Source organism: Oceanobacter sp. ABM4_470 (genome assembly GCF_056158645.1).
Map to the genome: position 1 here is coordinate 2,187,857 of NZ_JBSWTR010000001.1, position 19,644 is coordinate 2,207,500.

The following is a 19,644-nucleotide window of genomic DNA, read 5'->3' on the forward strand; positions in this document are numbered from 1 at the left end:
CGTGCTATTCGACAGCGGAAAGATCAAAGTTTTCCGCTGGTTTCTCTCTCGGCTCCTGGCCTGAGGGCTCCGCCAGCTTGACGGCCAGATCTTCCGACTTAATAACAGTCATATCCTCTCTGACATCCCCCCCGCTTGCAGCAGCCAATTGTTCGGAATCGGCGTCGGGCTGGCGCTGGGCTGTCGTACCAAACAGCAAAAAGTGAATACGCTGCCACAGCGTCGGATCTGATGGCGCCGCAGCGGCAGAATCCGTGGCTTCTTCACTGACAGCAGATGTCGCTTGTTTGCTGTTATGGCTGGCTGCTGGTGGGTTTTGCTGCATTGCCCGTTCAGCCTCGAATAGCTGCATAGAATCTTCAGCTGGTTTGGCCTGACGGGTTTCCAGCGACTTCACCAGATCCGGAGCAACGATGAGGCGGGTTTCAGAAGTGGTGTAGTTAACCACCACCGCGAGCACAAGCATGGCCGCAACGGCACCAGCAATACGTTTGCTGCCTACCGGGTGACCATCAGCCCAACTCAGCATACGATCAAACCATCCTTGTGGTTCTGGTTCATCCTCGTCGTCATCATCGATGGACTGATACTGAGTAGCTGGCTGCTGTTGCTGGGTCGCACTCACTACAGACTCAACCATCGAGGTATCCACGATGGTTCGACCATGCCATTCCGCGGCCGCCAGACACTGGCTGCACAGGGCATAGAAACTGCCGGGGAAGCCGCTGCTGTAGTCGTAGATCATATCCAGCGAGTCGTCAGCGAAGGCAATTGCGCCGCCTTTCTGCATGGCCAGCTCGGCAACAAAGCGCCGAAACCCGGCTCTTGAATAGCCCCCGATGGTGCCTTGAAATTGCCATGGGTAATCAGCCAACGGCGCTTCGGTGGTAAACACTGCTGGCAAGAGCTGCTCGCCATTGGGGTCAGAAAAGGCCAGTCGGAACGCCAGCTCCCAACTGCGGGATGACAGGGTATCGGCATCATCCACCAGCAACATCATCCGGTGCTGAGGCGCATTTCGAATCAGGGCCTCCGCAATAAGGGACAGAACCAGATCCGTTTGCTGCACATCCGGACAGGCAATGCCCAGGCGCTGACAAATATCCAGCAAGACCGAATGACTCGATAATGATGCGTCGTTCACCGCCACAACGAGGTGTCCGTCACGGCTCAAGCGGCTTTCAAGGGCCCGTAACAGAGTGGATTTACCCGCCCCCCACTCGCCATGGATACAGGCTGGGCCAAGGCCGGATGTCAGCATTCGCTGCAAGGTATCCAGACAGTAGCGGAAACGACTGTCGATCAGAAGAATTTCGGTTTGAGCACTAGCGTTGTGTGTTCCGTCCATAACGTCACAACCTCCATGGAAGTCCCCTCCAGTATAGACGACTCGCTAGAAAGCGCCGCAAGTTACAACGTTGTCGCTATTGGTCAGAGCATTGAGTGTGGTCCACCACCAATTTCACCCATTGGTCCAGAATGGTATCGCGGCTGAAATCTTCGGCGCGTAGCCCCGCCTGCTGTCGATAATGTGATTGCAAGCGGGTGTCTTCAAGCAGGGTTTTAATGGCACCAGCCAAAGACAACTCAGCAGCCGATAAAGTTTCACCAGAACTGGAACGGTCCTCAAGTGGTGCCGTCAGCACACCAAACGCGGCGCGGTCGATATCACCGGTTTTCTGACTCGGGCAGGTGTCTGGAGCCAGCAATTCCCTGGGCCCTGAGCGACAATCGGCAGAAATCACCGGACGGCCTAAAGCCATGGCTTCCAGCAAGGCATTGGGGAAGCCTTCCGAGCGAGAAGACAAAACAAACACACTGCAACGTCCAACCCAGGCGTACGGATTGGCCTGAAACCCGGCCAGATGAATGCGCTGCTGCATACCCAGCCGATCAATCAGCTGTTGCAAGCGTTCGCGCTCAGGGCCATCGCCGACAAGCACCAGGCGGGTATCGGGTCGCTCACGGGTTGCATAGGTAAAGGCTCGTATCAACGCGTCCTGACGCTTCACCTTCACCAGCCGGCCACAGGTCAGCACACTGTTTCCTTGCAGCATGGCCAAGTCCTCGGGTGGCAGTGGCTGCTGTGCTTTTTGCTGCATTTGCTGATCATAGAAATTATTGATGACCGAGACCCGCTGTATCCCCGGAAACAATTGCTGCAGATCTTCCGCTGCTTCTACTGAATTCAGATTGATATTGTCAGCTCGCCCCAACAACACCGAGTAACCGGCTTTCACCAAAGACCGCTTAAGAGCATCCTTGTCCGCCAATGCCATGCTCAGGTGCTTGCGGATCGAGATGATCCGGGCGACCTTACGGGTACCCAGCAAATTAAGGATATTGGCCCGCTCCATAAAACTGATGACCAAATCCAGCTGGTGCTGCTGAACCAGGCGGCGAAAGCGCCAATGAGTGCGGGGAAAGGCCAACGCTTTCTGCAAGGTCGATGTGGGCAAAATCGTGTTCAATACAGTAATACGCTCAGCCAGTTCCTGCTGCTGCTCTGGTGTGCCAGGCAGCGGCATATTGCCAACTGGGTCTATGCAGTAAAAACGCACATCCATACCCACATCCAACAAGGCTCTGGCAACCGCCAGCGCCATACGTTCGGCACCACCAACCCCCAGTGTGGCAATCAGGATTCCGACCTTGATCGGGCGTGATGTCGGCAGTTCCGTGTTCATGCAGATACCTTCAATCGTCTTTCAGTTCTGGCAGCTCGCCGTTGGCGATCATTTGTTGCTGTTCAATCTTGAAGGCTTCGTAGTACTTGATGGTACCCGCCAGGCCAATCAGCAGCAGGAAATACTTGTGTTCAAGACCACTTTTGAAAAAGAAGTACAAGCATACGCCGACCATCGACAGTTTCAGTGCCGCCGCTAACTGGGATTCAGCCTCCAAGCCATGCCGGGCAAGATTCTTTTCCGCAGTGGCGAAGTTGCTGTACATACGCCACAACAGAAAAAAGAACGCGAACATGCCAATGGTGCCGGTACCAACCATGACCTCCAGATACGTGTTGTGGGCAGGACGTTGCTCCATATCGAAGAATTTGGTTTCTACCGACCGGACCCAGTTTTCCTTGAAGGTATCCGGCCCGGTGCCAATGATCGGGTGCTCTTCAAATGCCTTGAAGGCCACCGTCACATACGACCCGCGTCGGTCCAGGGAACGGTCCTGAGCCGGCTCATCGCTGACCAGCGACATTTGCCGCTCGACAAAATCCTTGGGAATAAACAGCACCACCAGCACTGAGAAGACGGCAAACCCGGCAATCACCAAGCCAAAATAGCGTACCTGGAATTTGCTTTTGTACTGGTTCAGCAGCACCGCAGTGGTCAACATCATCACCAGAAAGCCTGCCCGCGACAGTGAAGAGACTACCCCTCCGACCACGCACAGGGTCGCAATCCAGCCAACGATTTTACCCATGTTACTTTTGGCGTAAACGGCACCGCGCACCGCCAATGGATAAGCAAACATGCACATAATGGCCATGTTGTTGGAGCTCAGCGTGGCGCCTACCCCCCGGTTCGAATCTTCCTGCTGAAATTGCTCCATGCCGCCGAAATAGCCCAGACAAGCCAGGAACGAACCAATTCCGGTACTCCAGAGAATGCCCCAGAACAGACTCCGTTCCAGACTGATGGGGTTGATCACCAATACCGTCATAGTCACCAGTACCAGCCCCATGATCAACGTGGTCATGCCACTAATGGATTGATCCGGAAACGGCGATATCAGCCCTGAGACAGCGTTGACCAGCAAGAACAGAAAATACGGTCCCCAAATACTCGAAGAAAAACGGCTGATGGACCGCTTGTTCATCATCAGACAGGGGAAGATCAGCAGGATCAGACCGGCCATGGCAAGATGGTCAATCCGCAGCGGGCCGATGGAGCGCCATTTGAAGAAAGGTACGGTAAAAATGATCACCACAAACAGTAGCTGCGGCAACCAGAAATCAAAGCAGGTGTCGTAGCGCCCCCCAAGCACACGTTGCTTGAGTATCTCCGTTGGGTTGATCTCCGGGCGCTTCACAGGAACCTGATCAGTTAGGACAGGCGATGATGGACTTATGCAGGAAGTACTGGTCCACCAGGTAATGATTCAGTGGCGATACGGGCTCGTATTCCACAATAAATTCGCGCTCGCCATCTGCGGTACCGGCGTTTTCCCGAATCAGGTCGACGTAGCAATAGGCAACCTTCGAGCGACCTCCCAATGACGCCTTGGCTTCAGACTTCAGACGTGCGCGATAGCGAATATCCGGCTGCAGATCCATATGCCCGTTCAGGCGCAGGTATTCTGAGTTGATATCACAAATACGGCCTGAATAGAGCTTCTCTTTGCCGTCATAACTCAAAATCTCAACCGTCGCGGTATTCAGTCGTACCCGAGGGTGCGCTCGACGCTCAGCCTGGCCCTTGAGCAACTGATTGCCGATTTTCTCGCGCCATAAATAGTTCACTGAGCCAACCACCAACCGTCTTAGCAACACCCAGGCAGCAAACAAGCCGAAGCCAACCTGACTGCGAGAAGAACTGGTTACGTATTGACGGTCAATACGGGCACGCATGGTTTTCGGAGCACTGTGAGGAGTACACAGCTGAGAAAAGCCAACGACGCCCGGTGCTGTCTGGAAACGCACTTCGTAGTTGGGAATGTCCTTGCACTGCTGAACGTACACTTCGTAACGCTCCGGGCGTGGACCAATAAACTGCATTTCGCCACGGGCAATGTTCAACAGCTGCGGCAGCTCGTCCAGGCGGGTGTCTCGCATAAATTGGGCTGCCGGGCGAATCTGGGCATGTTTGTGGTTAAACAGTTCACCACCAATTTTCTGCTGGGCACCCAACCCCAGCGTACGGAACTTGATGATGTTAAATGGCTTTTTCTGGTAGCCCAATCGCTCACCGACATAAAAAACCGGTCTGCCCATGGTGATCCACACGAGAACATAGAGGCAAAGAAACAGCGGAGATGCCAGGACCAGCAACAGTGCAGCTAACGCACGTTCAATAAGAGGTACTTTCAAAACGTGATTCTCTTTTTCAGAGCTCCATTCATCTTGTCGACATGTCCTTTGGCGTTACTCACTCCTTGAGCAAACACTTGTCAGTCAACGGCTAGAGTCCAGAACTGTGACTCAGTTACAAAAGTCACCATGCCAGAACTTTGTTACTCAATCCACCACTTCGCGGTGACACCTGCTTACTAATAATTACTTTTATCAGGAACGGAAAATAAGTACGGCAAGCCAGCGTAATTACTGATGTCCTCCGGACGCTTGAATCGGTGATCAAAGAACTCAAGCAGGAAGCCAATGGTTACCCCAAGCATCAATCCGAGAATCAAACTGATCGGCAGAATTTTGCCTGCTTTAGGGAAAATCGACTGACTGGACGCATAGGCCCGCTCCAGAATCGACACAGAGAACAAGCGATCCGATTGTGTTTCACTGCGAATCTTGGCTTCACGATAGCGGGTAGCAAAGGTCTTGTAGGAGTCTTCAATCACGTCGTGCTCGCGGTCCAGGCGTTCGGCATCCAACACCATCTGATACAGACCGGCATTTTTCTTTTCAACGTCCACCATGGTCTGCTTGGCGGCCTGAATCTGGTCTTCTACACCGCGTAATTCCGAGCGCTCTTTCAGTATGTGACTTTGCACTTCTTCCCTGTAGACGTCGTACAGTCGATCCAGCAGCTCCTGCTCACGAATCACTTCCGGATTTTCTTCGGTGTATACCCTGAGCTTGGCTTCCTTCTCGATCAGCAAATCCTGTACTTTTTTGGAGAAGTCACCCAGCTCCAGGCTATCAATGGAGGTAAACAGATTAACGCCATCGCGCTTCATGTTGTCTTCCAGATAATCGACGTAATGGGCCTTGGCAATCCGTTTCGATTCCAGCCCGGTCAGGTCCCGTTCCAGGTCGGCCATCAGCTCGATATTGCGTTTGATGAGGTTTCGCAGCGCCTGAGCGTTAGTACCTCCGGAAACTGACACCATCTGGTCTTCCAGCTCTGCAAGGCTCTCATGGAACGACTTCAACTGGGTTTCAAAGAAATCGACCTCTTCTTCCGGGTTGTACACCGCTTGTCGGCGTTGCAGGTATTCTTCAAAAATCGCCGACAGCAGATACGTCGCAGTTTCCGGGCTGGTCCAGGTCAGGCTCACCCGAATGATGGTTGAGCGCGGCACCAAGGTCGCCGACATGCTTTTCTGGATCTTACTGGCCAACTTACTCATGGCCTCAACGTCCATCAGGTCGGTATCGAGCTTACCTTCCGCCTGCACTCGGTGAATCGCACCCAAGACCACGTCGAGAGACTGGATGATTTCCATATCCGAGAACAGGTCGGCCTCTGAGATAGGGCCAACTTCTGCCCGAACGTCCGCCAACGTTTCCTGGGATTGCAGCAACTGGCTGCCCTTCAGGATCACCGCCCCTTTGGCCTGATAGGTTTTCGGAGCGAACATCACAATCAGGATGCCAATGGCCATGGCAAAAGCAACAGCACCAAAGATGATCTTTTTCTGTATGAAAAAGATGGTCGCAAATTCCTTGATGTAATCCTGGGTTTTCATGATAACGGTCCCGTCCCTGCAGGATGGTTACGATTACTGAACGTCATAACTGACCCCCAGACCCAATCCCTGGAAGAAGGTGATATCGGCAATTTCAGACATCAGCTGCGCCAGACTGGAGACCTTGCTACGTGGCACCAACACAATGTCTTCCGGCTGCAGGAAGAAACTGGTCGCATGGGCACCAAACTGCGCCATATCCTTGATGTTGAAGCGGTTGGCGGTCAGGCGGTCGCCTTCTCGACGGAACACCACAATATGCTCAGTCTGACCTTCACGAGTGTATCCACCCGCCAGGGCGATGGCTTGCAGAATATTGATCGGTCGATTGATCTCGTAGGCATCCGGGTTCTTGACTTCACCCATCACATAAATGTTGGTGCCGGTTTGTTCATGCAGGAACAGGTTGGCCTTCAGGCCCGGCATATAGTTTTCATACGCCTTGATGATGTCATCACTGACTTCAGCAATGGTCTTCTTGGCGACAAAAAACTCACCAATCATAGGGAATGAGGCATAGCCGTCCTGACGCACGGTCACCAGCTTACTCAGACCCCGGCCAGCCGTACGCAAGTCGGTACGAATCTGTTCAACCCGGGCGTCGATATTCAGAATTTCAACCAACACTTCAGGGTAACGAAGGTACTTGGAATAAGCCTTTTCCAGCTCATGCTTGAGTTCTTCCGAGGTCTTTCCGATTACGGGGTAAGAACCAAAGTACGGCAACGAAATGGTGCCGTCTGGTAACACGTCCTGACGGGTGTCCAGTTCGGAGGCACCAAGAAACCGAATATCCAGCGCATGGTACAAGTCAATTTCAAAACGGGACTTCTCCAGCTGTTTTTCAAGGTTGTACACCACATCCAGAACGTCACCCGGCGCGATGTAATAGTGATCGAACAGCGGATAGTCATTAGCCATGCGTAAGGTCGCAATCTTGGCCGCTGGGACGCCTTTGGTGTGATCGACCACGTCGGTTTTATCATGGTCCGCAGGAATGACATTGCCACCACCGCTGCAAGCCGATAGCAAAAGAGCCACCATGATTACCATCATCGCGGCTAACGCAGAGCCAGTCTTGTTCACCATGACCAAAGGCATAGTACGCATTGTGTTTCCAGTCATATCGAATCAGCCAGACAGCCAGTCATAAATACGCCGAGGCAAGTAGAATCGGCGACGATTCATCGAAATACCAATCACCTTGCCACCAGCGCTGGTAATCTTTTCTTCCGCGCTTTGGGCCACTTCCCAACGCGTTTGCTCACACGCAACCACCAGCACCAAACCATCCACCGCTGACGCCATACGCGTCGCTTCTGAAGACGAGAAAACCGAGCTGCCATCAACGATGATGTAGCGATAGTAGTCTTTCAACAGCTCCAGCAGTTCTTTCATTGCACGGTTACTGATGTGTGCTCCCGCTGGCAGGTTGCCTGCCGGGATGTAATCCAACCCTTTTTGCTGGGTTGCATGCAGCGCCAGCTCGACAGGCACGGTACCCGCAATGATTTCCGCAAGCCCCGGGCCATGCGTCTGAAAGTAACGCTGCATCGCAGGTTTGCCGACATTGGAGTCAATCAGCAGTACACGCTCTCCATGTGACGCCAGCCCATAGGCAGCGTACATGGCCGAAATCGTTTTTCCATCACCATCGAAACAGCTGGTGAAATAGAGGGTTTTCAGTTCTTTCCCGGCACTCGACAAATTGCCTTCCACCATGCCCAGCTCGCGCTCACTGCGTGCCAGCTGGCGCTTCACCTTGTTACTGAAAGCAACTGGCTGGCCACGAGCAACCAGCTGTTTAAGCGGGGCCTTTTTGACGCTGTCGGTCGTTTTGGACGTTACCGCTTCGCTGTCAGCTTCGGAGCCAGAGCCTGCTGCCTTTTGTTGGACAGACTCAGGCTTCACTGTTGGCTGTGATGAGGATTTGACTGCGTCAGAGGCCGCAGCCACGGGTTCTACCACGGTGGTGGCAGGCTCAGGCATGCGACGGGCACGACCGGCAGCTGCCTGCTCAGCATATGAGCGAAAGCCAGGGGCGAGGCCGTTGCTGGCCCCACTATCGGCATGAATGCTTCGATAACGCTCACTGTAGGAGCCCTTTGAAGACATTTGTAGACGTGCATCATCATCGCCTGCACGTAAACGATGAAACTGATCCGCATACCCTCGGGTAGGAGCCTTGGTATCCGTCATTGCGAAGCCCTCACAAGAGGCCTGTAGAGTTTAGCCAGCGACATTTCCATCTCGCATAACAACCGCCGCCAGAATCGCCAGCAACAAGAAAACAACCAGCCCCCGAAACAACCAGGCCGTCCATTTGATGTCACTGGTCGTCGGTTTAGTGGGCTTTTCTTCATGGTCATCCGGATGCATATTGCCTTGCTGAGCGTTTGGTTGCCCAGCAGGTGTGCTGGCGCCAAAATAAGGGGCTGCTCCTTGGGCGGGCTGCGGGACACCAAAATGTCCTGTTGCAGCGGTATGTTGAGGTGCGCTGTGCGGCGCATGCATCGGTTGGTGTGCGGGGTCCAGTGCCTGGAACCCGGCTTGCTGGCCTGGGAATGGCACAGGCTGCATCGTCGCGTTTTGCAACTGTGGAGCCAGGGTTTCACCGTCAGAATGCAGTTTAAGGCCAGCTTCAACCGCTGGCTTTTCTGGTTCATTCATTACAGGCGCTGGAGGCGCAACCGCCGCGGCTTCGGTCACAGGCGCAGCGGTTGAAGTTGCCAACTCACCCGTAGGGGATTCAGCCGCTGTCTCTTTGACGCTTGTTTCTTCAGTACGGTCGCTCCTGCCCGACTCAGATTCCCAGCCCAACGCTTGCAGAGCTTCTTCGACCAGAGCACGGTCAATATCTTCGATGCCACGGGAAGCACCAATCTGCAAACACATGTCACACAGATTGTTGGTCTTACGCAGAATGCCACTGGTAGCACTTACGATCAGGCGAATCGCGTCGTCCATAAAAAACGGCGATCCCTTGGCACCCGCGTGAATCAAGCGGAAATAGATGTATTCCTTGGTATCCGAAAAATCCAGTCCCTGCACTTCGAAACGCCGTTTGATGCGCTGATCCAGGGGCTCCATGTCCAGCGCCTTGAGGCGCTGAACAAATGCCGGGCTACCAAACAGAAACAGGCGAATGGCATAATTGCCTTCACGGGTGTAATTGGCCAGCAGGCGAATCTTGTTGAGGTTTTTGGAATTATGTTCCTGCACATCATCAACGATGATCATAAGCCGCACATCAGGGTTCGCATCGACATGCTTGTAAATTACCCGATGCAGATCTTCTTCATCACTTTCCTGAGACACCCCATCGTCAATCCCAAGCGCAGCACAGATACCCCACAGCACCTCTTGATAGCTTTGCATCGGCGTCGAGACATAGACGTAGGAATAACCGCTCTGTTTGAGTTCCTCAACCAGCTTCAGGCACAGCACCGTTTTACCGACACCATAGTTGCCAGTAACCATCACCGCAGGTTCTTCTGACTCAATATTAGCTTTGAGAAAGTCCCACGCCCGGGTGTGAGTACTGGAGTCGAAGAAGACGCTTGGGGACGGCTTGTTAAGGAACGGCTCCTTGTTAATGAGGTGGTAAGTGTTGTACACGATTGCTCCTTGGCTCCATCTCCAACAGCGCCCTGTGACAGCGAGCGATGGTGTTTATATGCTGTACCAGATTACGGTTTAGCAGTTCGGTGACAGCTCTGTGAACAGGATTGGATCGATCAACTGTTCCAGTAATTCAACCTTTCCGAACAAGTTTAAATACTAAGAATAACGGTGTCGACCAGATACCTGTCAGTTTATGAATCCGCCACACCAAATATAGCTTATATACCAGCGTGCTTATCAGGGTTCCCCAAGCGGCTCCCATGGCGCCAATCTCGGGGATCAATGCCAGGCATATAACGGTGTTGATCACCAACCCGAACATCATGCCCCTGGCTGCTTCACCGGCGTTATTGGTCATACTCAACATCTGGGTTACCGCCCCCATGGAGGCATCAACCAAATGTGCACCCGCGAGTATCACCAGCACAGGGGCGACACTAATAAATTCTGCGCCAAATAACGACAACAGCCATTCTCCGGCAAAAATCATGATCAATGCGACGGGTATTGTCGCAGTAAAAATCAACCCCGCCACCAGACTCATTTTTTTCTGCAGCGCGTCCATTTCACCCGCTTCATAATGTCGGGCAATCATGGGTTCGACGATCAAATTAGCAACGGCATGGGCCAGCGTAATAATTTCGGCAATTCGAAAAGCCGCATGGAATTTACTCGCTTCCGCAGTATCTTCAAGTACCCCCAATAACAATATGCCGACCCGGCTATCAGCAACCAACAAGGCCCCTGTCAGTACCAAAGGGAATAACTCTTTCAGCCACTTACGCGTCTCATATTCCGGTGCCGCTTCGGGCAACTCAGCGAATACATGCTTTTGCGTCATATATTTGTAGACGAAAGCTGCAGTCAGCGCGGCCAGCACTTGCATAACCATAGCCCAGGCTGCAGAAAAATCCTGCGCAAGAATCCACCAGGCCGCGCCAATGTATACCAATAGAAACAAGGGCCGAAGCAGTAGTTTGGGGATCTGACCTGCTACCAGATGCCCTGCCCCCCGCAACACGCCGTCACGAATACGGTTAATACCAAGTAACAAGGGCAGTACGGCACCGACGAGACACAGCCAGAAACCATTGTCGCCCAGGCCGTCCCCCATCAGCAATGCAACCAACACCAGTACGACGGCGGACATCAGTGCCCCAATGACAGAAAACTGCCAGAGACGGCGGAACAAGCCTCGCATCCTGCCAGCCGTTACACTGGTCAAATTCAAAACCGTGTGACGGACGGCCAGGGAGCGTAATCCTATAAACTGAGGTTCGGATAACAAGCCAACCAGAGTAAAGACGAACACATAGTGTCCGTACTCTTCGACGCCAAGTGTCCTGGCCAGTACAACAGATACAGCGAACATGGCCACCAGGTTGAACACCTTGAGCCCCATTGTGTTGATCCCACCAAGGATCATTTTACGGGATATCACAATGATACTTTCCTGGTGGTCAAAGAGAGTCGAGGCTTCGCCGACGAATAATATCCATCACGCCAGCGAGAGTTCCCTTGAAACGAAGCCATTCTTTCTTTTTAAAAGACAATAACACCCGAGCGCCGGCATAAAGAATGTAACCAAGAATGGCAAACCAGAAAAATGGCCAATCCAGGGGAGATTTTTTTACACTTTCGACAAAGAAGTAGTAACGCGACAGGATAAATGCCCGTCCTTTGATAAAGCGGTTAAAGTTTTTCTTGGGAGCCGGGTAATGGCAAAGACGAGCCCTTGGATTCACCAATAACCGGTACTTTCTCGACACCCGATAGCTGAACTCCTTATCCTCTCCCTGACCATAACCGCTGGCACTACGATATCGGTTGGAAAAACGGAATTCGTCGAATACCTTGCGTTTAAATGAGGAAACGCCGCCCAGCAAGAAGTCCACTTCGGCAACATCCTTGACCGGAAACCCGGTGCGGCCATAGTCAGTGGCAAAGCCGGAGCGCAGCACCTTGCCCTCTCGAAAACCGGAAATACCAAACAGAATAAATGGCATCCGTTCGAACACCCGCTCGAACAGAGACAGACTCTCGTTATCGATGATGCCGCCCACGCCACCAAGTTGGTCGTCCTGGTCATGGGTTTCGAAGGTGTTCACCAGCTCTTCGATGTAATTATCAAACAGCACCACGTCGTCTTCGAGGAACACCAGAATTTCGCCACGAGCGATCTCCGCAGCCTTGTTGCGTGATTCGGTGACACCTGGAATGTCTTTTTGAAAGTAGATGCAGTCCATACCATGGGCTTCCAGCTCATCTCGCATAGGGAAGCCGCCGAGGTCACCATCGTCAATCAGAATGACTTCATCTGGTAGCAAGGTCTGCTCAAGGATGGATTGCAGACACTTCTGCAAGTCCACCGGGCGGTGGTAAGTAGGAATGATCGCACTGATGCGGACAGTCATATCGGTTCGGTCCTTACGTCGCTGTTACCGGCGGTTGTGCAGTCGTGCGGAGTGACACACGACTGCGTTTCAATACTACTACGACGAAACCGCCGCTACTCGATTACCAGGAACTCGACCCGACGGTTTAGCGCCCGTCCTTCGGTCGAGCCTGTGGAGTCAATCGGTTCATATTCACCTTTACCTGCCAGCAGCAGGCGTTTTTCGGACACGCCCGCATCGATCAGGTACTGATAAGCCGATCGTGCCCGACGCCATGACAGGTCGAGGTTGTACAGGTCGGTGCCTTTACTGTCGGTATGACCAACAATCAGAATCCGCAAGTCAGGGTTCGCGTTGAGGTATTCAACAACCTGATCCAACACTCCGTTCGCCGTAGGTTTGAGGACATCCTTGTTAAATTCAAAGTGCACCGCTTGCAAAACAGGCAGGTTGGCAGCGCCGTTAATACAGCCATTGGCACCAACATTAGCATCGACAGGTGTACCCGGACAGACATCCTGGGAATCCGGTATTCCGTCACCATCCGAATCCAACGCACAGCCAACCGGATCAACCAGGGTATCTGCAGCGGTATCCGGGCATTCATCGATCGTGTCGAGAACACCATCGGCGTCACCGTCGATCACACACCCCCACTGATCCACGATGGCCCCTGGTCGGGTCCCCGGACAACGGTCAATCAAATTCGGAACACCGTCACGATCATCGTCCCACGGACAACCATTTTCATCGACAGGTACGCCAGGCATCTCTACTTCGCACAAATCCAGATCATCGGGCACACCGTCGCCGTCAAAGTCGGGCGCTCTGCCCTCACCTTCGACCCACATACCAATGTGCTTTGTATTGCTACACGACGTACCAAGGACAGCAAGAAACACAATAAAGATGAAACGTAATCCCGTCACGATGGCTTCCTGAATGAATATCTGATGAACTCAGTTGACGTGGATTATGTATGAAGGGCTTATTTCAGGCAACTGAAGTACCATAAGGTACGATTCATAGAACCGCATTATTTCCCTGCACCAGTAAATTGATATATCAAGTAAACGGGGCTCAAATGTTCAGTCATAACTTCTCAAAAAAACACCTAAACCCGTTTAACCTGACGCTTATATTACTGACAACTCTGTTTTCATTATCAGCAACCGCAGTCGACCTCAACGATACAGATGCTGAACCAGGGCCAGCTGACATTCCGTCAGATTATTTATGGATAGACGCGGAGCGACTATCCAATTTGCCAATGGAGGGAGCAGCCTGGGATCGGTTATTGAAGATATCGAAACGGCCGTTGAAACACCCCAACCTTTCCAACCAGGACGATAAGGCAAATGTCGAAGTACTGGCCAAGGCATTGGTATTCGCCCGCACCAGAGACGAGAAGTTACGCCAGCAGGTAATACGCAGCTGTATGATGGCGATTGGGACTGAGCGTAACGGGCGAGTACTGGACGTAGCCAAGGAGTTAATGGCCTATGTACTGGCCGCCGACCTGGTGAAACTGCCTGACGCCGAGGACAAACGCTTCCGACAGTTCCTGTTGACCCAAATGATCCGCCGCTACCCTTCCGGTAAAACCTTGCGCTCAACCCACGAGGATCGTCCCAACAACTGGGGAACCTACTCAGGCGCCACCCGCATTGCTATCGCAGCCTATCTTGGCGACCGCAAGGAAATTGCCAGATCTGCCAAGGTCTTCAAGGGCTGGCTGGGAGACCGCAACGTCTATCAGGAATTCCGCTACAAGGAAGATTCCTGGCAGGCGGACGATGACAACCCCGTTGGCATCAACCCCAAAGGCGCAAGTCGGGATGGCCACTCTATTGACGGTGTACTGCCAGATGACCAACGGCGTGGCGGCCGCTTCAGCTGGCCGCCACCAAAGGAAAATTACGTTTATACGGCGCTTCAGGGGGCAGTCGCCCAGGCAGTATTGCTTCACCGAATGGGATATCCGGTATGGCAATGGCAAGATCAGGCACTGCTAAGAGCATTCCAGTGGCTTAACCACACGGCACAGTTCCCCGCAGAAGGCGACGACACATGGCTGCCGCACATCATCAACTATTACTACGGCAGTGACTTTGATGCACCCACTCCCTCAAAGCCCGGCAAAAACATGGGGTGGAGTGATTGGACACACGCATCCAATGAGGCAGCAAATGCGCCAGATCAGGACCAGCAGCAGACACAAAACGTGAAATAATTCACAAATATTGCGATAGTCTTTTGCTGTCATCATGTGATCCCAAATGCCAGGAGGCAAAATTCACATGCCAAAGATGTCGTTTCAAGACTCCATGATGGCACTCAGCGTTTGACCGAAAACGAGAAGCAAGACTGCTCAACATGCAAGGAGACCGGTTTGGTACAAATCAACACGCGTAAATTGCTATTTACCAAACAAAGTTACTGGTTCAGTGCCCCCCACGAAGTTGAAGGCTGCGATGCAGCCTTCTTCTACGCAACGGAAGAGAACGTCGACCTGCCAGGATTCAAGCGCTCCGAATCAAAAACCCTGACGATCCAGCTCGATCAGGATGTAGACGCGCTGATGAAGAACATGAGCAAAAGCTGCCGCTACGAAGTCAACCGTGCGGGGCGAGAGGGTCTTGTTGTCAAAAAAGGCACCGACGCCGAAGCCTTTTATGAAATCTACAGAGACTTCGTCGACGCCAAAGGGTTTTCCGGCGACCTGGACATGTTCTGGAACTTCGTTGAAAACGGCGCACTGTACACCTGCTATTGGAACGATGAACTGATCAGCGGATTGCTCACCCTGCAAGACGACAAACATTCTCGCTGGATTCTCAGCGGCTCCAAACGCCTTGCCAGCGATGACAAACAGGTCGCCATGGTATCCGGACTTTCGAACCGCTTGCTGGTATGGCAAGCCATGCTGGACGCCAAAGACAGTGGCAAACAAGTCTTCGACCTGGGTGGCTATTTCGATGGTGATGATGAATCACACCCGGAATATCGAATCGCCCGATTCAAAAAAGGCTTCGGTGGTGAATCAGTGACCCAGTACAAATACCAGAAAACCTACTCAAGTCTTTTGAAAGCCGCCAAACATATCAAGAAGCGTGGTTAAGCCATGAAGCCCCTGATCAACAAGTTTCTCGCGGGACTCGCGCCCGTCGCCATATCCGTACGCAAGCGCAAACTGGTACTTTGCTACCACCGCTTCTCGGAAGCAGGATATGACGATCCGTTTTTCAACCCGGTATCTACCATGCCGTTGGCCGAGCTACGCAAACAACTGAAGTGGCTTCTGAGCTTCGCCGACATCGTTGACCTGGATACCTTGCTGAACAGCGACAGCAGTGACTGGCAAGTAGCCATTACGATAGATGATGGCTACAAGGACGTTGCGGACCTGGCGCTACCCGTATTCGAGTCTATGAATACACCAGTCACCTGGTTTATTGCGACCCGCCCAGTCGAAGAAGCCAGCTGGATTCCCTGGTGGGATATGGCAGCCTGGATACAGCGACAGACCAACGGACGGTTACTACTAAACACGGATGACCTAACGGGGACTTTCGAGCTGTCCGATGCATCAAATCGCCAGCAAATAGCAGCGACTCTTCGCAAACTGGCCCTATTCAACGGTATCGATGCAGCAGAGCAATTGGTTAACTCAATCACCAGTCAGCTGGAAGTGCCAGACAACGCCTTTGTTCGTCCTGCAGACCTTCTCGCCATTAAAAACTCTCCGATCCTTACCCTGGCCCCACACACCCATCAGCATCCGAACCTCGCCCTTCTGAACAAATCAGAACAAGAGAACGAGTTCAATCTGTCATACCAGAAGCTCGAAGCATGGGGACTAACCCCTGCCAAGTGGCTTGCATACCCTTTCGGGAAGGAATGGGCACGTTCGATGGATACCCACGAGACGGCCATTACACTGGGCTACAAGGGCGCCTTCACCACCAATATCGACTTTGTTGAAGCCGATACCAACCCTCATACCGTACCGAGAATCAGCGTCGACGGCCGCTGGAATATGGCCGCCTTTCAAGCACGAACCGTGTTCGCACCTATCCAACAACGAGTGAAAGCGGCACTGCGCTAATTTCCCGACGAACACACAGGATGACTCTCATCATTCTGGGAGCGCGGTGAAGCGGCACTCCGACGGGTCGCCCGTATGGGTTGAGCTTTAGATTTTTTACAGAGGGTATTTGGGTCAACAGAGACGATGACCTCAATGAGTCCAACGCTGCGCGTTGTCTGGCTTCGCCACGCCGGCGGCGCTCCAGGCTGGCACCTTCGGTGCATCACCTGTCACATGGGCCCGATATCAGTAACAGAGACCCACGTATTCCATTTAATGCCCCAGTCGCAAGTTTAGTCTCATTCTGATGTCGCGGTGTTTTAGAGATCCCCAGAACGAGAAAAGCCCCAGTAACTTTCGCTACTGGGGCTTTAAATAGAAGCTTGACGATGACCTACTCTCACATGGGGAAGCCCCACACTACCATCGGCGATGCTGCGTTTCACTTCTGAGTTCGGAAAGGATTCAGGTGGTTCCACAGCTCTATGGTCGTCAAGCAAACTGGTTTGGTGTTTTTGTTGTCTTACGCACTCACGATTGTGGGCGGCAACGTTCACCAAATAGGGTTGGATACATGATGTTTAATTGAGATTCTCTTGCGAACCGGCGATTGCTTGTTCGTATCTTTCACACTGTTTTCTTCAGTGCCTTGCTTGTCACTCCAAACAAGTTTGGGTGTTATATGGTCAAGCCTCACGGGCAATTAGTATCAGTTAGCTCAACGCCTCACAACGCTTACACACCTGACCTATCAACCTGGTGGTCTTCCAGGGCCCTACAGGGTACTTAAAGTACCAGTGAGATCTCATCTTGAAGGAGGCTTCACGCTTAGATGCTTTCAGCGTTTATCCCGTCCGAACGTAGCTACCCGGCAATGCATCTGGCGATACAACCGGAACACCAGAGGTTCGTCCACTCCGGTCCTCTCGTACTAGGAGCAGCTCTTCTCAAATCTCAAACGCCCACGGCAGATAGGGACCGAACTGTCTCACGACGTTCTAAACCCAGCTCGCGTACCACTTTAAATGGCGAACAGCCATACCCTTGGGACCGGCTTCAGCCCCAGGATGTGATGAGCCGACATCGAGGTGCCAAACACCGCCGTCGATGTGAACTCTTGGGCGGTATCAGCCTGTTATCCCCGGAGTACCTTTTATCCGTTGAGCGATGGCCCTTCCATACAGAACCACCGGATCACTATGACCTACTTTCGTACCTGCTCGACGTGTCTGTCTCGCAGTTAAGCCGGCTTATGCCATTGCACTAACCTCCTGATGTCCGACCAGGATTAGCCGACCTTCGTGCTCCTCCGTTACGCTTTTGGAGGAGACCGCCCCAGTCAAACTACCCACCACACAGTGTCCTCGATCCGGATAACGGACCTGAGTTAGAACCCCAAATTGACCAGGCTGGTATTTCAAGATTGGCTCCACGAGAACTGGCGTCCTCGCTTCAAAGCCTCCCAGCTATCCTACACAAGCCAATTCAAAGTTCACTGTGAAGCTGTAGTAAAGGTTCACGGGGTCTTTCCGTCTAGCCGCGGGAACGCGGCATCTTAACCGCGAATTCAATTTCACTGAGTCTCGGGTGGAGACAGTGTGACCATCATTACGCCATTCGTGCAGGTCGGAACTTACCCGACAAGGAATTTCGCTACCTTAGGACCGTTATAGTTACGGCCGCCGTTTACCGGGGCTTCGATCAAGAGCTTCTCCGAAGATAACCCCATCAATTAACCTTCCGGCACCGGGCAGGCGTCACACCCTATACGTCCACTTTCGTGTTTGCAGAGTGCTGTGTTTTTAATAAACAGTTGCAGCCACCTGGTATCTTCGACCGGTCAAAGCTTACGGAGCAAGTCCTTCACCTTAACCGGCGCACCTTCTCCCGAAGTTACGGTGCCATTTTGCCTAGTTCCTTCACCCGAGTTCTCTCAAGCGCCTTGGTATTCTCTACCTACCCACCTGTGTCGGTTTAGAGTACGGTTCGTTTGTAGCTGAAGCTTAGAGGATTTTCCTGGAAGCATGGCATCGACCACTTCGGACTCCGTAGAGTCACCGTCATCACGTCTCGGCATTGAAGACCCGGATTTGCCTAAGTCTTCTGCCTACCAGCTTAAACACGGACAACCAACGCCGTGCTGGCCTAGCCTTCTCCGTCCCCCCATCGCACTACAAACAAGTACAGGAATATTAACCTGTTTCCCATCGACTACGCTTCTCAGCCTCGCCTTAGGGGCCGACTAACCCTGCTCCGATTAACGTTGAACAGGAACCCTTGGGTTTCCGGCGGGGGAGTTTTTCACTCCCCTTGTCGTTACTCATGTCAGCATTCGCACTTCTGATACCTCCAGCCTGGTTCACACCTTGACCTTCAACGGCTTACAGAACGCTCCTCTACCATGCCATAAATGGCATCCGCAGCTTCGGTGTACAGTTTGAGCCCCGTTATATCTTCCGCGCAGGCCGACTCGACTAGTGAGCTATTACGCTTTCTTTAAAGGGTGGCTGCTTCTAAGCCAACCTCCTAGCTGTCTATGCCTTCCCACATCGTTTCCCACTTAACTGTAACTTTGGGACCTTAGCTGGCGGTCTGGGTTGTTTCCCTTTTCACGACGGACGTTAGCACCCGCCGTGTGTCTCCCGGATAGTACTCACTGGTATTCGGAGTTTGCAAAGGGTTGGTAAGTCGGGATGACCCCCTAGCCTTAACAGTGCTCTACCCCCAGTGGCATTCGTCCGAGGCACTACCTAAATAGTTTTCGAGGAGAACCAGCTATCTCCGAGCTTGATTAGCCTTTCACTCCGATCCACAAGTCATCCCCTACCTTTTCAACGGGAGTGGGTTCGGTCCTCCAGTGCCTGTTACGGCACCTTCAACCTGCTCATGGATAGATCGCCCGGTTTCGGGTCTAATGCATGCGACTGTTCGCCCAGTTAA

The 19,644-nt window shown here is 52.7% G+C and carries 14 protein-coding genes and 2 rRNA genes (1 of these 16 running past the window's edge); 3 read left to right on the forward strand and 13 right to left on the reverse strand.

Translation table 11 applies throughout. From position 1 onward, the window contains the following. Nucleotides 1–4: 4 nt before the first annotated feature. The 11 genes from ACXADJ_RS09565 to ACXADJ_RS09615 form a co-directional block, all read right to left on the reverse strand. Nucleotides 5–1,348, reverse strand: a complete 1,344-nt coding sequence (locus ACXADJ_RS09565) for an AAA family ATPase (RefSeq protein WP_475065157.1) — start codon at nt 1,346–1,348, stop codon at nt 5–7. A gap of 76 nt (nt 1,349–1,424) precedes the next feature. Next, entirely contained in the window at nt 1,425–2,687 is a 1,263-nt protein-coding gene (locus ACXADJ_RS09570; protein WP_475065159.1) for a glycosyltransferase, read from the reverse strand. Nucleotides 2,688–2,697: 10 nt separating this feature from the next. Further along, a complete protein-coding gene (locus ACXADJ_RS09575; protein WP_475065162.1) occupies nt 2,698–4,044 on the reverse strand; it encodes an O-antigen ligase family protein in 1,347 nt (448 codons plus the stop codon). Nucleotides 4,045–4,054: 10 nt separating this feature from the next. Further along, nucleotides 4,055–5,041 (reverse strand): sugar transferase, encoded by a 987-nt coding sequence (locus ACXADJ_RS09580; protein ID WP_475065165.1) that lies wholly within the window; start codon nt 5,039–5,041, stop codon nt 4,055–4,057. Nucleotides 5,042–5,220: 179 nt separating this feature from the next. Further along, nucleotides 5,221–6,594 (reverse strand): GumC family protein, encoded by a 1,374-nt coding sequence (locus ACXADJ_RS09585; protein WP_028293845.1) that lies wholly within the window; start codon nt 6,592–6,594, stop codon nt 5,221–5,223. Nucleotides 6,595–6,627: 33 nt separating this feature from the next. After that, the gene (locus ACXADJ_RS09590; protein WP_475065169.1) at nt 6,628–7,704 is read right to left on the reverse strand and encodes a polysaccharide biosynthesis/export family protein; all 1,077 of its coding nucleotides are present in this window, start codon (nt 7,702–7,704) and stop codon (nt 6,628–6,630) included. 21 nt (nt 7,705–7,725) lie between these two features. After that, on the reverse strand, nt 7,726–8,793 hold the full coding sequence (locus tag ACXADJ_RS09595; protein ID WP_475065172.1) for a CpsD/CapB family tyrosine-protein kinase: 1,068 nt from the start codon (nt 8,791–8,793) through the stop codon (nt 7,726–7,728). A gap of 30 nt (nt 8,794–8,823) precedes the next feature. Next, complete coding sequence (locus ACXADJ_RS09600) at nt 8,824–10,212, reverse strand: ExeA family protein (protein ID WP_475065174.1); 1,389 nt, start codon at nt 10,210–10,212, stop codon at nt 8,824–8,826. 136 nt (nt 10,213–10,348) lie between these two features. Next, complete coding sequence (locus ACXADJ_RS09605) at nt 10,349–11,659, reverse strand: lipopolysaccharide biosynthesis protein (protein WP_475065176.1); 1,311 nt, start codon at nt 11,657–11,659, stop codon at nt 10,349–10,351. A 19-nt stretch (nt 11,660–11,678) separates the two neighbouring features. Beyond that, nucleotides 11,679–12,632, reverse strand: a complete 954-nt coding sequence (locus ACXADJ_RS09610) for a glycosyltransferase family 2 protein (protein WP_475065178.1) — start codon at nt 12,630–12,632, stop codon at nt 11,679–11,681. A 95-nt stretch (nt 12,633–12,727) separates the two neighbouring features. Further along, nucleotides 12,728–13,543 carry an OmpA family protein gene (locus ACXADJ_RS09615; RefSeq protein ID WP_475065181.1) on the reverse strand — a complete coding sequence of 272 codons (816 nt, stop codon included), beginning with the start codon at nt 13,541–13,543 and terminating at the stop codon, nt 12,728–12,730. Between the two features lie 155 nt (nt 13,544–13,698). On the opposite strand from ACXADJ_RS09615, the gene ACXADJ_RS09620 reads away from it, so the two are divergent. From ACXADJ_RS09620 to ACXADJ_RS09630, 3 genes are all read left to right on the forward strand, one after another. Continuing rightward, entirely contained in the window at nt 13,699–14,847 is a 1,149-nt protein-coding gene (locus tag ACXADJ_RS09620; protein WP_475065184.1) for an alginate lyase family protein, read from the forward strand. A gap of 159 nt (nt 14,848–15,006) precedes the next feature. After that, on the forward strand, nt 15,007–15,735 hold the full coding sequence (locus ACXADJ_RS09625; RefSeq protein WP_475065187.1) for a hypothetical protein: 729 nt from the start codon (nt 15,007–15,009) through the stop codon (nt 15,733–15,735). Between the two features lie 3 nt (nt 15,736–15,738). Then, on the forward strand, nt 15,739–16,722 hold the full coding sequence (locus tag ACXADJ_RS09630; RefSeq protein WP_475065189.1) for a polysaccharide deacetylase family protein: 984 nt from the start codon (nt 15,739–15,741) through the stop codon (nt 16,720–16,722). Between the two features lie 363 nt (nt 16,723–17,085). Here ACXADJ_RS09630 and rrf read toward each other — a convergent pair. Beyond that, a 5S ribosomal RNA gene (gene rrf, locus ACXADJ_RS09635) occupies nt 17,086–17,201 on the reverse strand. A 185-nt stretch (nt 17,202–17,386) separates the two neighbouring features. Then, nucleotides 17,387–19,644 (reverse strand): 23S ribosomal RNA (locus ACXADJ_RS09640) (it continues 626 nt past the right edge of the window).